This window comes from Microbispora sp. NPDC046973, from assembly GCF_040644495.1.
Lineage (GTDB): Bacteria > Actinomycetota > Actinomycetes > Streptosporangiales > Streptosporangiaceae > Microbispora.
In genome coordinates this window covers 306,656-322,179 of the sequence record NZ_JBEYWQ010000001.1, presented here as the reverse complement: position 1 = coordinate 322,179, position 15,524 = coordinate 306,656, and the positions used below count along the sequence as shown (strand labels likewise).

At 73.1% G+C, this 15,524-nt stretch carries 8 protein-coding genes; 5 read left to right on the top strand and 3 right to left on the bottom strand.

Annotated features, from left to right (window positions below; translation table 11 throughout):
- Positions 1-113: 113 nt before the first annotated feature.
- The gene (locus tag ABZ860_RS01570; RefSeq protein ID WP_357213501.1) at positions 114-932 is read left to right on the top strand and encodes a putative RNA methyltransferase; all 819 of its coding nucleotides are present in this window, start codon (positions 114-116) and stop codon (positions 930-932) included.
- A gap of 28 nt (positions 933-960) precedes the next feature.
- Positions 961-1,143 (top strand): hypothetical protein, encoded by a 183-nt coding sequence (locus tag ABZ860_RS01565; protein ID WP_357213498.1) that lies wholly within the window; start codon positions 961-963, stop codon positions 1,141-1,143.
- 95 nt (positions 1,144-1,238) lie between these two features.
- Here ABZ860_RS01565 and ABZ860_RS01560 read toward each other — a convergent pair whose 3' ends face one another.
- Both ABZ860_RS01560 and ABZ860_RS01555 read right to left on the bottom strand, forming a co-directional pair.
- A complete protein-coding gene (locus tag ABZ860_RS01560; protein WP_357213495.1) occupies positions 1,239-3,701 on the bottom strand; it encodes an FtsX-like permease family protein in 2,463 nt (820 codons plus the stop codon).
- A complete protein-coding gene (locus ABZ860_RS01555) occupies positions 3,695-4,423 on the bottom strand; it encodes an ABC transporter ATP-binding protein (RefSeq protein WP_357213492.1) in 729 nt (242 codons plus the stop codon). The genes ABZ860_RS01560 and ABZ860_RS01555 overlap by 7 nt, the downstream gene beginning before the upstream one ends.
- 273 nt (positions 4,424-4,696) lie before the next feature.
- On the opposite strand from ABZ860_RS01555, the gene ABZ860_RS01550 reads away from it, so the two are divergent.
- Complete coding sequence (locus ABZ860_RS01550; RefSeq protein ID WP_357213490.1) at positions 4,697-7,426, top strand: AAA family ATPase; 2,730 nt, start codon at positions 4,697-4,699, stop codon at positions 7,424-7,426.
- Between the two features lie 109 nt (positions 7,427-7,535).
- Positions 7,536-9,350 (top strand): prolyl oligopeptidase family serine peptidase, encoded by a 1,815-nt coding sequence (locus ABZ860_RS01545; protein WP_357213487.1) that lies wholly within the window; start codon positions 7,536-7,538, stop codon positions 9,348-9,350.
- Between the two features lie 270 nt (positions 9,351-9,620).
- Here ABZ860_RS01545 and ABZ860_RS01540 read toward each other — a convergent pair whose 3' ends face one another.
- Positions 9,621-11,087 (bottom strand): GAF domain-containing SpoIIE family protein phosphatase, encoded by a 1,467-nt coding sequence (locus ABZ860_RS01540; protein WP_357213484.1) that lies wholly within the window; start codon positions 11,085-11,087, stop codon positions 9,621-9,623.
- A gap of 225 nt (positions 11,088-11,312) precedes the next feature.
- Here ABZ860_RS01540 and ABZ860_RS01535 point away from each other — a divergent pair, with 225 nt between their 5' ends.
- Positions 11,313-15,524: a HAMP domain-containing protein gene (locus ABZ860_RS01535; protein ID WP_357213481.1), complete on the top strand. Its 4,212-nt coding sequence runs from the start codon at positions 11,313-11,315 to the stop codon at positions 15,522-15,524.

Sequence of the window (15,524 nt, the reverse complement as noted above, 5' to 3'; positions counted from 1 at the left end):
TCTCCCCCTTCGAGAAGTTCCTTGCGCGTTCATGGAACCTCCGCCGGCTTGCCGTACTCCTGCAGGCGACTTGCCGCCGGTTCGCAGTCCCGCGCGGGGTGGATGATGGACGGGTGCTCGCCGACGTCATCGACCACCTCGTCTGCCCGGCCTGCCGTACGGCGATCCACTTGGCCGAGGGGTCGGTCAGATGCGAGCGCGGCCACTCCTTCGACGTGGCGCGGCAGGGGTATGTGAACATGCTCACCCGCCCGGCCGGCACGGCCGACACGCCCGCCATGGTGGCCGCGCGGGCGCGCTTCCTGGAGGCGGGCCACTACGCCCCGCTGGCCTGCCGCCTCGCCCGGATGTGCGAGGGCGCCGCCGTGGTCGCCGACGCCGGCGCGGGCACCGGCTACTACCTGGCCGCCGCGCTCGGCCGCGACGCGGTGGGCATCGCGCTCGACGTGTCCAAGCACGCGCTGAAACGGGCCGCCCGCGCGCACCCCCGCATCGGCGCGGTGGTGGCGGACGTGTGGCGGCCGATCCCCGTCGGCGACCACCGCGTGGACGTGCTGCTCAACGTCTTCGCGCCGCGCAACGCGGAGGAGTTCGCCCGCGTGCTGCGGCCCGGCGGCTCCCTGGTCGTCGTCACGCCCGGCCCCGGCCACCTGAGCCCGCTCGTCGAGCGTCTCGGCCTGCTCACCGTGGACGAGGACAAGGACCGCCGCCTGGAGGACACCCTGGGCGGCCGGTTCGCCCGCGTCGCGGAGGAGACGGAGGAGATCACGCTCTCGCTCGGCCACGATGAGATCGAGGCGGTGGTCGGCATGGGCCCGAGCGCCTGGCACACCCACCCGGGGGAACTGGCCGCGAAGATCGCCGCGCTGCCCGGCCCCATGCCGGTGACCGCGTCCTTCCACATCACCCGATGGACCGCTCTCACCCGCTGAGACGCTCCTGGCCCCGCGAACAGTCGTCGTGCACGTCGGCGACTGGCGGCCGGCCGACTGGAGCAGCTTCTTCGTCGGCTGCCACGACGTGGCCCGGATCGACAACGGCCTCGGCATCCCGAACGGGGAGCGCGGCAAGGCCGTCTCGGTGTGCAGCGGCCTGAAGGCGCCGTGGACCTCGATGTGGCCCGCACTCCGGAGCATCAGCTAGCACGGTGAGCCGAACGCCGGCCGGCGAAGGGATGCACGGGGTGAAGCGGTGACCCTCGTCGAGGCCGGCGAGCGAACCGGGAGGATCGGCCGCCGTCACGAGCGCGGGATCGCCACGCCTTTGGTGCGGATCGCGGGGGCGACCGCCGCGACCGCCCCCAGCAGGAAGCAGATCGCGATCACGGCGGCGACCGGCTGCCACGGCACGTCGAAGGCGAACAGCCCGGCCAGGCGCAGCAGGGCCGCCTCCAGCCCCAGCAGGCCGAGCGCCGTGGCCGCGAACCCCAGCACCACTCCGACCGCCACCACCGCCAGCGCCTCGGCCACGACGTATCGCAGCACCTGCGCCCGTGTCGCGCCCAGCAGCCGCAGGCCGCCCCGCTCCGCCGCCCGGTCGGAGGCCGCCATCAGCAGCGTGTTGACCAGCGCGATCACGGTGTAGCAGAGCATGATCCCCAGCACGGCCAGCAGGCCGAGCCGGCTGGCCGAGGCCCGCCGGTCGCCGGACTCCCGCACCCACTCGGCCCTGCTCACCGCGCGGGCGTTGTGGCCGCGTACGGCCTGCTCCAGCGCGGCGCGTACGGCCGGGGTGGCCACCCCCGGGCGCGGCGTCACGTACGCGACGGAGGGCAGGGCGGAGAAGGCGTGGGCGGGCGTGACATAGGCGTCGGCGGGCGAATCGTCCCCGAGCACGCCGGTCACCGTCAGCGTGACCGGGCTGCCGTCGGCGCGCCACATGCGCACCCGCTGTCCCAGGCTCAGCTCCCAGGTCCGGGAGACGACGATCGTGTCGTCGCGCAGCCCGGCCGCCGATCCGGCGACCAGCGGGACCGACAGCGCCGTGGACAGCGTGCCCGGCTCGACGGCCTGGGCGGGCCTGCGGATGAGCTGGGTGTCGCCTTCGAGCGTGTACACGCTGGTCTCGGTCTCGGTGGCGACGTCGACGCCGGGGATGGCCCGCAGCCGCTGGACGAGCTGCCGGTCCAGTCCGGCGTCCCCGTCGGGGAGCACCAGGTAGCCGGCGCGCACCGGCCGGGTCTGCAGCGCCGACTTGGCGGCGTCGGTCATCGCCGCCCCGCCCAGCAGCGAGGCCGCCAGCGCCACGGTGACCATGACGGGCGCGGCCGTGGCGGCGGTGCGCCCGGCCGACGCCGCCGTCCCGCCCGCGACCACGACTCCGCCGGCGCCGCGCAGCCGCTCCAGCGGCGCGACGAGCAGGCGGGCGACGGGCCGCACGAAGACCGGCGCGAGCAGGCCCAGCGCGGCGATGAGCAGCATGACGATCGGCATGAAGGTCTTGTTGTTCGTGGCCGACCCCGGATCGCCGATGGCGTTCACCGCCATGCTGACCAGCGCCGTGCCCAGCAGGCCCAGCCCGGCGATCCACCGGCCCCACGTCATCGCGCGGGTTTCCACCGCCGCCTCGCGCAGCGCCTCGGCGGGCCGCACCCGCCCGGCCCGTCGCGCGGCCACGGCCACGCCGGCCAGGGCGACCAGCACTCCGGTGCCGAAGGCCACCCAGGCGGGCGCGGACGACCGTGACGGCGTCAGCCACTCCGGCGCCATCCCGAGCGCCGCCAGCCGGTCGAGGATCGGCCGGGTGGCCAGGGGGCCGAGGAACGCGCCGACCGCGGAGGCGGCCACCGCGACGAGGGCGGCCTCGCCGTACATCATCCGCCTGACCTGGCCCGCGGTCGCGCCGATGGTCCGCAGCAGGGCGAACTCCCGCCGCCGCTGCCCCACCGCGAACGCGAACGTGGACGAGACCACGAAGATCGCGATGAAGGCCGCGAACCCGGCGGCGATGCCCACGATCGTGTCGGCGTTGTTGCGCGCCCGCTCGTCGGCCTCACGGGAGGGATCGGCCAGCGCCCGGTCCTGCCCGGTCAGCACCCGCGCCGCCCCCGCCACCGCCTTCGTCACCTCGGCGGCCGGCCGCCACAGCGCGAGCGCGTCCACCCGCGGCGACAGCCGGGCGGCGTGCGCGTCGGAGAAGAACACGGTGGGCTGCGGCCCCGCCGTCGTGACGCCCACCACCCGGTATGTCTCGATCCCGGTCGCGGTGACCACGGGCGCCCGCGTCCCGACCAGCGCCCGCGCCGCGGCGGACACCCGGCGCCGCCCGGGCTGGGTCCCGGCGCTGATCGCGATCTCGCCGTCCCCCGAGGGCGCGCGGCCCGCGACGAGCGTCTGCGGAGCGGTGCGGGCGGCCGACCACGGCCTGCCCACCGCCGCAGGCCCGTCCGAGAGCCGCGCGGGGAAGACCCGGTCCACCACCGCGCCGGGGAGTCGGGCGACCAGGTCGTCCCCGAGACCGCGCGGCTCGGCCAGGGGCGCGCTGCTGCCGCCCCGCCAGGTGTCCACGGTGAGTCTCCCGTCGGGCACGACCACGACGGGCGCGGCGGCGTACCGCTGCGGCCCCCGCGGCGGCGACGTGACGCTGGAGGCCAGCACCTGACCGAGCGCGGCGATCAACGCGGCGCCCAGCGCCAGCGCGGCGAAGGTGCCCGCGAAAGAGATCCAGCGCGTACGCAGCGTGGACCAGGCGATCCTCAGCACGACGCCTCCAGCTGCAGCATCCGGGTGGCGACCAGCTCGGCGGTGGGCTCATGCAGCTCGCCGTACACGCGGCCGTCGGCCAGGAACACGACCCGGTCGGCGTACGAGGCCGCCACGGGGTCGTGGGTGACCATGACGATGGTCTGGGCCTGCCGGTCCACCAGCGTGCGCATCAGGCGCAGCACGTCGCGGCTGGTGTTGGCGTCAAGGGCGCCGGTCGGCTCGTCGGCGAAGAGCACGGCGGGGCGGGTGACCAGCGCCCGCGCGATGGCCACCCGCTGCTGCTGACCGCCCGACATCTCGGCGGGCCGGTGCCCGGCGCGCTCGGCCAGGCCCACGGCGCCCAGGCTCTGCCGCACCAGTTCCCGGTCGGGGCGCCGCCCGGCGAGCCGCAGCGGCAGGCCGACGTTCTGCTCCGCGGTGAGCGAGGGCAGCAAGTTGAACGATTGGAACACGAAGCCGATCCGGTCCCTGCGCAGCAAGGTCAGCTTCCGGTCGCCCAGTGCGGCCAGGTCGCGGCCGTCCACGACCACCCGGCCCACGCTGGGCCGGTCCAGCCCGGCCGCGCACTGCAGCAGCGTCGACTTGCCCGACCCCGAGGGCCCCATCACGGCCGTGAACGTTCCGGCGCCGAAGCCGATCGTGACGTCGTCCAGCGCCGTGACGCCGTGTGCGTAGTGTTTGGTGACCCCGATGAGATCGACCGCTTGGGTGGTGTTCACCCTGAGAACGCTAGGAATCGCGATGTCCGGGCGGTATCGGACACATGACCAGTGCCCCTCCCTCCGATCTTCGCCCCGTCGCGTCGCCCAGAGCGGCACCTCGCTACGTTGTCGCCCCACCCACGAAAACTCCTCGCAAGCTCGGACTTTCCGCGGGGCCCGGGAAGGTCGCTCGTAGCTCCGCTACGAGCTCCTCCTCCGCCTTGCGATGCACCACTCTGGTCACCGCTCCGTCCGGGCGAATCTCGTCGGTCGCGACACTAGGATGCCGGGGTGCTGTGGGGGCGTGCGACGGATCAAGCGGTGATCGACGGCCTGCTCGACCGGGCGCGTGCCGGACGCTCCGGCGTGCTCGTGGTCGGGGGCGATCCGGGCATCGGCAAGACGTCGCTGCTGACCTACGCCGGGGAACGCGCCCGCGACATGCGCGTGCTGCGCGGCGTCGGCGTCGAGACCGAGGCGGAGATCCCGTTCGCCTCGCTCCACCTGCTGCTCGGGCACGGGCTCGACCGGCTGGACACGCTGCCCGAGCCGCAGGCGGCCGCCCTGCGCGGCGCCTTCGGCCTGGCCCCGGTGACCAACCGGCTCCTGGTGGGCCTGGCCGTGCTGTCGCTGCTGGCCGAGCTGGCCGAGGGCGGCCCGCTGCTGTGCCTGGTCGACGACGCGCAGTGGCTCGACCAGGAGTCGGCGCAGGCGCTGCGGTTCGCGGCCCACCGGCTGCACGCCGAGAGCATCGTCATAATTTTCGCCGCACGCGACGGCTTCGACCCCTCGGGCCTGCCCGAGCACCGGCTGTCGGGCATCGACGAGGGCAGCGCCGCCGCCCTGCTCGCCCACGCGGCCCCCGGGCTCGCCCCCGGCACGCGCGACCGCGTCATCGAGGAGAGCTGCGGCAACCCGCTCGCCCTGCTCGAACTCCCGCGTACGGACCTGCCCGCCTACGACAGGAGCCCGCTGCCGCTGCCCGCCCGTATCCAGCAGGCGTACGCCGTCCGCATCGCCGGGCTTCCCCCGGACGCCCAGAAGGCGCTGCTGGTCACCGCGCTGACCGACGGCGGCGACCTGGACGTGATCGTACGGGCGGGCCGGGAGCTCGGGATCACGCCCGCCGCGCTGGGCGTGGCCGAGAAGTCCGGCCTGGTCAGGATCGACGGCGGGCGGGTGGCCTTCACCCACCCCCTCATGCGCGCGGCGGCCTTCCGGCACGGCACCTACGATCTGCGGCTTGAGGTCCACGCGATCCTGGCGCGGCTGCTCGAGCATCAGCCGGACCGGCGGGCCTGGCACCTGGCCGCCGCCGCCACCGGCCCCGACGAGACGGCGGCGCTGGCACTGGAGCAGGCCGCCCGGCGTGCCCGGGAGCGCGACGGCAACGCCGGGGCCTGCGCCGCGCTGGAACGGGCCGCCGAGCTCACCGAGGACCACGCGCTCAGGGCGGGGCGGCTGACCGAGGCCGCCGTCGCCGCCGCCGACGCGGGCCAGGCCGTCCGGGCCAAGGAGCTGGTCGAGCGGGCCGCCGCGCTGGTCACCGACCCGCGTTCCCGCGCGCGGCTGTGCGACCTGCGGGCCAGGATCGCATTCGACGAGGGCGCCCCGCACCTGGCCCACGACCTGCTGATGTCGGGCGCGGAAGAGCTGACGGCACTCGCGGCGGCGGATGCGGAGGGCTCCGGCGGGCAGGCGCGGCAGGACCGGATCGCGGCCGGGCTCATGCTGACCGACGCCGCACGCAACGCCTGGCAGCTCGGCGATCCTGCCAGGGTCGCCGAGGCGGCCGAGCGCCTCCATGAGCTGGGCCTGCGTCCGGAGGACGGCCTCGACCCCGCCGTCCAGGCCGTGACCGGCGCGGCCGTGCTGCTGCGGCAGGGACCGGCGGAGGGGCTGCCCATCATGCGCGACATGGTCGCCAGGGGCGCCCGGATCGCCTCCGGCGCGCACACGTTCCGGATCAACGCGGCCTTCGTCGCCCCGCTCGTCGGCGACTTCAGGACCGGGCACGACATCTCGGCCGCCATGGCCGCGGAGTGCCGGGCCGCCGGCGACATCGGCAAACTCCCCCTGGTCCACGTCACGCTCGCCGCCGCCGAGCTGTATCTGGGCAGGTTCAGGGACGCCGAGGCCACCGCGGCCGAGGGCCTGCGGCTCACCTCCGACACCGGGCAGCGCAACCGTGCGGGCTACCTGGAGGGCACGCTGGCGTGGCTGGCGGGCGTACGCGGGGAGGCGGACCGATGCGCCGAGCTGGCCGCCCGCTCGCGCGACCGCTTCGACGCCAATCACATCGTCAACGGCCTGGCGTGGGCCGAATGGGCGCTGGCCCTGCTCGACCTCGGCCAGGGCCGGTTCGCCGAGGCTCTCGACCGGCTCGACGCCGCCGTGACCGGCCCGGTGCGCCACCAGATCCAGGCCGTCTACTTCGCACCCGACCAGATCGAGGCGGCCGTACGGCTCGGGCTGCCCGCGCGCGAGCCGCTGCGCCGGTTCGAGGAGTGGGCGACGGCCTCGGGGCAGGACTGGGCGCTGGCCGTCCTGCACCGCTGCCGCGCCCTGCTCGAGACCGACTGGGAGCGGGCGCACGAGGACTTCGGCGCGGCCGTACGGCTCCACGCCGGCAGCGGCCGTCCCTGGGAGGCGGCCCGCACCAGGCTCGCCTTCGGGGAGCGCCTGCGCAGGGAGCGCGACAAGGGCAGCGCCCGGCCGCACCTGCGGGCGGCGTGGGAGACCTTCGAGCGGCTGGGCGCCCGCCCGTGGGCCGAGCGCGCCCGCACCGAGCTGCGCGCCACCGGTGACACCAGCTCTCCGGCGGCGCGCACGGAAGCGCTGCCTGCGCTGTCCCCGCAGGAGCTGCAGATCGTGCGGCTGGCCGCCAAGGGCCTGACCAACCGGGAGATCGGCGCGCAGTTGTTCCTCAGCCCGAAGACCGTCAGCTACCACCTCTATCGGGCGTTTCCGAAGCTCAACGTGGCCAGCCGCGCCCAGCTCGCCGGCCTGGACCTGTCCTGACCGGTGCGCCGTCCGAACTCGTGGCCCGACATCGCCTGTTTGTCAGGCATTGTCGCGTCTGGCGGGACATACTGAACCCGACCCCGTAGGAGCGCAGGGGAGGGCCGGCATGAAGGCCGAGGAACGCTGGCAGGCCAGGTTCCGGGCACCGCGGGTGACCCTGCCGACGTGGGCGCGCCAGGCGCCGCAGCGTGCCGTCTACCGCGGCAACGCCTCCGGCTCCTGGGAGATCTACGCCTGGGACCGGTCGAGCGGCCAGACCCGCCAGGTCACCGACCGCCCCCACGGCACCCGATATGGCGCGATCGACCCCACCGGCCAGTGGATCTGGTGGTTCGGCGACATGCACGGCGACGCCGACGGCGACGGGCGCGACGACGGGCACGGCGTGTGGTCGCGCCAGCCGTTCCAGGGCGGCCCTGACGTGCCCCTGGCCATGCCGCCCGGCCACCCCTGCGGGCTCGCGCTCGCCTCGGACGGCGCCGCGGCCGTCGGCCGCTCCTCCCGCGACGGCTTCGAGATCCTGCTGGCCAGGCCCGGCAACGAGCCGGTCACGCTGCATCGCCACGACGAGTACGCCGCGGTCGCGGACATGTCGCTCGACGGCTCGCTCATTGCCGTCAACCACAGCGAGCACGGCGACGTCCTGCACCCGGCCGTACGGGTGATCAGGGCGAACGGCTCGACGGTCGCCGAACTGAACGACGGACCGGGCAGGGGCGTGACCGGCGGCAGGTTCGCCCCCGTCCCCGGCGATCGGCGCCTGCTCGTCCTGCACGAACGCCGGGGCCGCCGCGAACCGCTCGTGTGGGACCCGGTGACCGGCGAGCAGCGGGAGATCTGGCTGCGGGTGCGCGGCGAGATCTCCGCGGACTGGTACGACGACGGCCGGGCGCTGCTCATCATCCACAACCAGCGGGGACGCACGGAACTGCTCCGCTACGACCTCGCCGGAGGCGGCCTCACCCCGATCGAGAGCCCGCACGGGGTGATCGAGGCGGCCGCGCCGCGCCCCGACGGCACCGTCGAGTACGCCTGGTCGAGCGCCGCCCACCCACCGGTCGTCAAGTCGAGCAACGGCCACGTCGTCTTCAGCGCCGGGCGCACGCCTCCGCCATCCGTGCCGCTCGAGGACATCGACGTGGAGGGCCCGGGCGGGCGCATCCACGCCCTCGTCTCCCGGCCGGAGCGGGGGGCCGCGCCGTACCCGACGGTGTTCCTCCTGCGCAGCACACTGCCGGGGTTCGGCGGCGGCCCGGGCGGCCAGGACGACGACTCGTTCCAGCCGCAGGTCGCGGCGTGGGTCGACAGCGGTTTCGCGGTGATCCGGGTGAACCACCGGGGATCGGCCGGGTACGGCTCGGCCTGGCGCGACGCCCTGCGCGGCGAGGTCGGCCACATCGAGCTGGCCGACGTGGCGGCGGTGCGCGAGTGGGCGGTGGAGCGCGGCATCGCCGACCCCGACCGCCTCGTGCTCGCGGGCACGGCGTGGGGCGGTTACCTGACCCTGCTGGCGCTGGGCACGCAGCCGAAGTCGTGGACGGCGGGGATCGCCGCCGTGCCCATCGCCGACCACGCGGCGGCGTACGAGGACGAGGCCGAATGCCTGCGCGCGGCGCACCGGGCGCTGCTGGGCGGCTCCCCCGCCGAGGTGCCCGAGCGGTACGCCGCGTCCTCCCCGATCACCTATGCCGACATGGTGGAGGCGCCGCTGCTGATCCTCACGGGGGCGAACGACCCGCGCTGCCCGGCCCGGCAGGTCGAGCACTACGTGCGGGTTCTGGCGGACCACGGCAGGGAGGCGTCCGTCTACCGGTACGACGCCGGACCGGGCACGCCGACGGTGGAGGAGCGGGTGCACCAGATGGCGGCGTCCATCGACTTCGCCGTCCGCGCCCTGGCCGCCCGCGGTAGCGGCGGCTGAGTCACCACAGCGTGCAGACGCTCGGGCGGAGCCCTGGGTGACGTCGTGGCGTGCTCACCCGCACCTGCCCGGGTGAGCCCGCTCCAGGCGGTGGGCGCGTTCGGCCGGGGCCGGCAGGGCGGCCGATCCCGGCCCGACGCAGTGATGGTGATGACGTTGCGGCCCGGGCGCTGGAGCGACTCGGGCCATGGGACACCGGCGCCATGATTCCGGGGTTCCCGATCCGGCCGTGAGCCGGACGCCGGCGGCCGGCTCGGGGCTCGGTGCCGTCTAGGGCGCGCGGAGGACGAGGATGGCCAGGTCGTCGGCGCTCGGCTCGGGCGCGAAGTCCTGCACGGCGCGGCGGATGCGCTCGGCCACCGCACGGGCGGACAGATCGACGCATTCCGCCAGCAGCTTGGCCAGCCCGCCGTCGTCGTCGAGCAGCCGGTTGCCCGACCGGCGCTCGGTCACCCCGTCGGTCACGCCCAGCAGCACGTCGCCGGGGGTGAGCCGCAGGTTGTCCTCCTGGAACTTCGCCTCGGGGAACACGCCGAGCAGCGACTGCGGCGAGGCGACGACCTCGACGACGCCGTTCGGCCGCAGCCGCAGGGCCTCCGGATGCCCGGCCGAGACGAGGCGGATGTCGAGTCCCTCCGGCACGACCGTGATCTGGCCGTGCAGCAGCGTCAGGAAGCGGGCGCGCTCCCCCTCTTCCAGGATGGCCTGGTTGAGCCGGCCCACGACGGCGGCCACGCCGTACCCCTCGCGGGCGAGCAGCCGGAGCGTGTGACGGGCCAGCCCGGTGACCGCCGCGGCCTCGGGCCCGGTGCCGCAGACGTCGCCGATCGCGAAGCGCCAGACCCCCTCCGCGATCGGGAACAGGTCGTAGAAGTCGCCGCCGACCTCGTTGTTCTCCCCGGCCGGCTCGTAGATGACGTGGAAGTCGAGCCCGGGGGTCGTGGGCTCGTCGGGCGGCAGGAGGCTGCGCTGCAGTGCCCGGTTGGCCGCCGCCTGCTGCGCGTACAGGCGGGCGTTGTCGAGCGCGAGCGCCGCGCGCCGGCCGAGGTCCTCGGCGATCTGCATGGCCTCGTCGGGGAAGCGGTCGCGCCGCCCCAGGCACATCACGCCGAGCCGCCGCCCCCGGGCGGTCAGCGGGTAGGCCAGCGCCTGCCATTCGCTCATCGGCAGTACGGCGGGGTCGTCGTCCGCCGGCAGCGCGATCTCCTCCAGCTCGTCGCGCATGGTGTCGATCTGGGTCTCGTCAGCGTGCCAGAAGTAGGCGGGCCGCAGCTCCCCCAGCCCGTCCTGGTCGGTGTAGACGGCGCACCAGCTCGCCAGGCGCGGCACCACGATCTGCGCGATGATCGCCGGGACCATCTCCGGGTTGAGCGTGCCGGCGAGCAGATCGCTCGCGTCCGCGAGGAAGCCCAGCCAGCCCGGGCCGTGCGCGGCCTCGAGCAGCCACTCGTCGCTCTGCACCGGCTCCCCGCCAGGAAGCTCCAGGCGGGCCCAGCGGGTGCGCAACGACGAGGTGAACGTGACACCCCATGTGGTGGCGTCGGCCGGCGGCCCGAAGTCCTGGCCGTCCGTCTTCTCCCGCACCTCCACCTGAATGGACTCGCCGTGGTGGAGCCACACGACCTCGAAGGGCGCGCCGGCCGTCTCCGCGGCCAGTTCGCCCACCAGGCGCTCGGCCTCGGGGTACACGGACATCGCGGCCCACGCCGTCATCACCTCACGCGTGAACCGCTTCACTTCGGGTACGGCCGTCTCACCCGGCGTGAATGACGCCGCCAGGACGGCTCGAGGGGTAGTTGTCACCACCATTGTGCTTACCACACTTCCGCCTGACCTCGGGTCAAGCAAGGGGGCCCCGCACCCCACGGAACGTGACAGACTGGCATGGAGTCCGCGGCTGGACAGGCCGTACGAGGCCCCACGCCTTGGTCGCGTCAGCCCCGTCGGGGTAAAGGAGGCTAAATGTCGCCCGCCAACGCCGAGCTGGCCGGGACCGAACGGGTCTACCGCGAATCCGATCTCGTTCCCTTCCTGGAGACGCTCATCACATGGCGAGACGGCGACTTCCGCCGCCGCGTCTCCCACGCCCCACCGGGAATCCTCAGCGAGATCCGGCTGCTGCTCAACGAGGTCGCGGACCGGCGCGAACATCTGGCCAACGAGCTGGCCCGGGTGCGCCGTGAGATCGTCAAGGAGGGCCGTTTCAACGAACGGCTGAGCCCCGGGCCGGGCGTCGGCGCGTGGGCGGAGAGCGTGGGCTCGGTCAATGACCTCATCGACGCCATCGTGACACCGGTCAGCGGCGCCGCCGACGTCATCGACGCGGTGGCCAAGGGCGACCTGTCCCGCCGGATCGACGTGGACCGCGCGGCCCGGGGCGAGGTACGCCGCCTGGGCAAGGCCATCAACGGCATGGTCGACCAGCTCTCGCTGTTCACCTCCGAGGTGACGCGGGTCACCCGCGACCTCGGCACCGAGGGCAAGCTGGGCGGCCGGGCCAACCTGCGCGGCATGTCGGGAAGCTGGCGCGACCTCACCGAGGCCGTCAACACCATGTCCGACCGCGTCTCCGCCCAGGTCCGCGACATCGCCGAGGTGACCACCGGAGTCGCCCGCGGCGACCTGAGCCGCAAGGTCACCGTCGACGCGGTCGGCGAGATGCTGGAGCTGAAGCACACCGTCAACACGATGGTCGACCAGCTCTCGGCGTTCGCCGAGGAGGTCACCCGAGTGGCCCGCGAGGTGGGCACCGAGGGCAAGCTGGGCGGCCAGGCGCAGGTGCGCGGCGTGTCGGGAGTCTGGAAGGACCTCACCGACAACGTCAACTTCATGGCCAACAACCTGACCTCACAGGTGCGGCAGATCGCCGTCGTCTCCACCGCCGTGGCCAAGGGCGACCTGTCCAAGAAGATCACGGTGGACGCCCAGGGCGAGATCCTGGAGCTCAAGGAGACCCTCAACACGATGGTCGACCAGCTCTCGGCGTTCGCCGACGAGGTGACCCGGGTGGCCCGCGAGGTGGGCACCGAGGGCAAGCTGGGCGGCCGCGCCGAGGTGAAGGGCGTGTCGGGCGTCTGGAAGGACCTCACCGACAACGTCAACTCGATGGCCAACAACCTGACCTACCAGGTGCGCAACATCGCCCAGGTCACCACCGCCGTCGCCAACGGCGACTTCACCCGCAAGATCGACGTCGACGCCCAGGGCGAGATGCTCGAGCTCAAGAGCACCATGAACACCATGGTCGACCAGCTGTCGTCCTTCGCCTCCGAGGTCACGCGTGTCGCCCGCGAGGTCGGCACCGAGGGACGGCTGGGCGGCCAGGCGCAGGTGCGCGGCGTGTCGGGCATCTGGAAGGACCTCACCGACAACGTCAACTTCATGGCCAACAACCTGACGTCCCAGATCCGTCAGATCGCCGTCGTCTCCACCGCCGTGGCGCAGGGCAACCTGTCCAAGAAGATCACCGTGGACGCCCAGGGCGAGATCCTGGAGCTCAAGGACACGATGAACACCATGGTCGACCAGCTGTCCGCCTTCGCCGACGAGGTGACCCGCGTCGCCCGCGAGGTCGGCACCGAGGGACGGCTGGGCGGCCAGGCGCGCGTCCCCGGCGTGTCGGGCGTCTGGAAGGACCTCACCGACAACGTCAACTCGATGGCGAACAACTTCACCTATCAGGTGCGCAACATCGCCCAGGTCACCACCGCCGTCGCCAACGGCGACCTGACCCGCAAGATCGACGTCGACGCCCAGGGCGAGATCCTCGAGCTCAAGAGCACCATGAACACCATGGTCGACCAGCTGTCGTCCTTCGCCTCCGAGGTGACCCGCGTCGCCCGCGAGGTCGGCTCGGAGGGCCAGCTCGGCGGCCAGGCCCGTGTCGAGGGCGTCGAGGGCACCTGGAAGCGGCTCACCGAGAGCGTGAACGAACTGGCCGGCAACCTGACCACCCAGGTGCGCGCGATCGCCGAGGTGACCAGCGCGGTCGCCAGGGGCGACCTCACCAGGTCGATCACGGTGGAGGCGCCGGGCGAGCTGGCCCAGCTCAAGGACAACATCAACACGATGGTCGCCACCCTGCGCCAGACGACCAAGACCAACCAGGAGCAGGACTGGCTCAAGTCCAACCTGGCCCGGATCTCGCGCCTCATGCAGGGCCACCGCGACCTGATGGAGGTCGCCCGGCTGATCATGAGCGAGCTCACGCCGCTCGTCTCGGCCAGCCACGGCGCCTGCTACCTCTACGACGACGGCCGGCTCAACCTCATCGCCGGGTACGGCATCCAGCCGGGCTCCACCCCCAAGCCGCGCTTCGAGCTGGGCGAGGGGATCATCGGCCAGGCCGCGCTGGAGGCCAAGCAGATCATCCTCGAGGACGTGCCGGTCGACTCGATCACGGTCGAGACCGGGCTCAGCCGGTCGAACCCGGCGCAGATCGTCGTGCTGCCGATCCTCTTCGAGAACAAGGTGCTCGGCGTCCTGGAGATGGCCTCGTTCAGGCATTTCAGCGAGGTGCACCTGGCGTTCCTCACCCAGCTCGTCGAGACCATCGGCGTCACGATCAACACGATCATGGCCAACTCCCGGACCGAGGACCTGCTCACCGAGTCGCAGCGGCTCGCGATCGAGCTGCAGGAGCGCTCCGACGAGCTCCAGCGCCAGCAGGAGGAGCTGCGCCGGTCCAACGCCGAGCTGGAGGACAAGGCGGCGCTGCTGGCCAAGCAGAACCGCGCCATCGAGATCCAGAACTTCCAGATCGAGCAGGCCAGGCGGACGCTGGAGGAGCGGGCCGAGCAGCTCGCGGTGTCCTCGCGCTACAAGTCCGAGTTCCTGGCGAACATGTCCCACGAGCTGCGCACCCCGCTGAACAGCCTGCTCGTGCTCGCCAAGCTGCTGACGGAGAACAACGAGGGCAACCTGACGCCGCAGCAGGTCGAGTTCGCCCGGACGATCCACGACGCCGGCTCCGCGCTGCTGCAGCTGATCAACGACATCCTCGACCTGTCCAAGGTCGAGGCGGGCCGCATGGACATCCACCCACAGGCGATGTCGCTGTCCGCGCTGGTCGACTACATGGAGGCCACCTTCGCGCCGCTCGCGCAGGACAAGGGCCTGTCGTTCACGGTCCAGGTCGATCCCTCCGTGCCCAACGACCTGCGCAGCGACGAGCAGCGGCTCCAGCAGGTGCTGCGCAACCTGCTGTCCAACGCGGTCAAGTTCACCCACGAGGGCGAGGTCAGGCTGGAGGTCATCCACGCGCCCGCCGACGTGCCGTACGTGGACGAGAAGCTGCAGGGCTCCCCGGAGGACATGCTGGCCTTCAGGGTCGTGGACACCGGCATCGGCATCGCGCCGGACAAGCTCGAAGTGATCTTCGAGCAGTTCCGCCAGGCCGACGGGACGACCAGCCGCAAGTACGGCGGCACCGGCCTCGGCCTGTCGATCTGCCGGGAGATCGCCCGCCTCCTCGGCGGCGAGATCCACGTCCAGAGCGCCCCGGGAGAGGGCAGCACCTTCACGCTGTACCTGCCGCCGAACTACTCGGGACCGCTCGCCGCACCCGACGGCGGCGCGATCGCCACGCCCGTCGAGCCGGAGGGCCGCGACGACGAGGTGCCCGACCTGCACATCAGGGACATCCTCCCGGAGATCCCCCTCCCGACCGACCTGCCGGTCCCCCAGTACGCGCCGCTGGTGGACAGCCACGACTGGCAGGGGGACGACCCGCTGTCCGGGGCCAAGATCCTCATCGTGGACGACGACATCCGCAACGTCTTCGCGCTGACCAGCGTGCTGGAGCGGCACGGCTCGACCGTCGTGTACGCCGAGAACGGCCGCGAGGGCATCGAGCAGCTCGAACGCAACGAGGACGTGGCGCTCGTGCTGATGGACATCATGATGCCCGAGATGGACGGCTGGGCCACGACCTCGGCGATCCGCACGATGCCGCAGTTCGCCGACCTGCCGATCATCGCGCTGACGGCGAAGGTCATGCGGGGAGACCGCGAGAAGAGCATCGCGTCGGGCGCCTCCGATTACGTGCCCAAGCCCGTCGACGTCGACCGGCTGCTCGAACGGCTGCGCGGATGGCTCATGCGCGGTCGCAACGGGGGCACAGAACGAACGAGGGGCGTGCCGTCCCCAGAGGCCCGAGACTCCCAGGAGGCATAG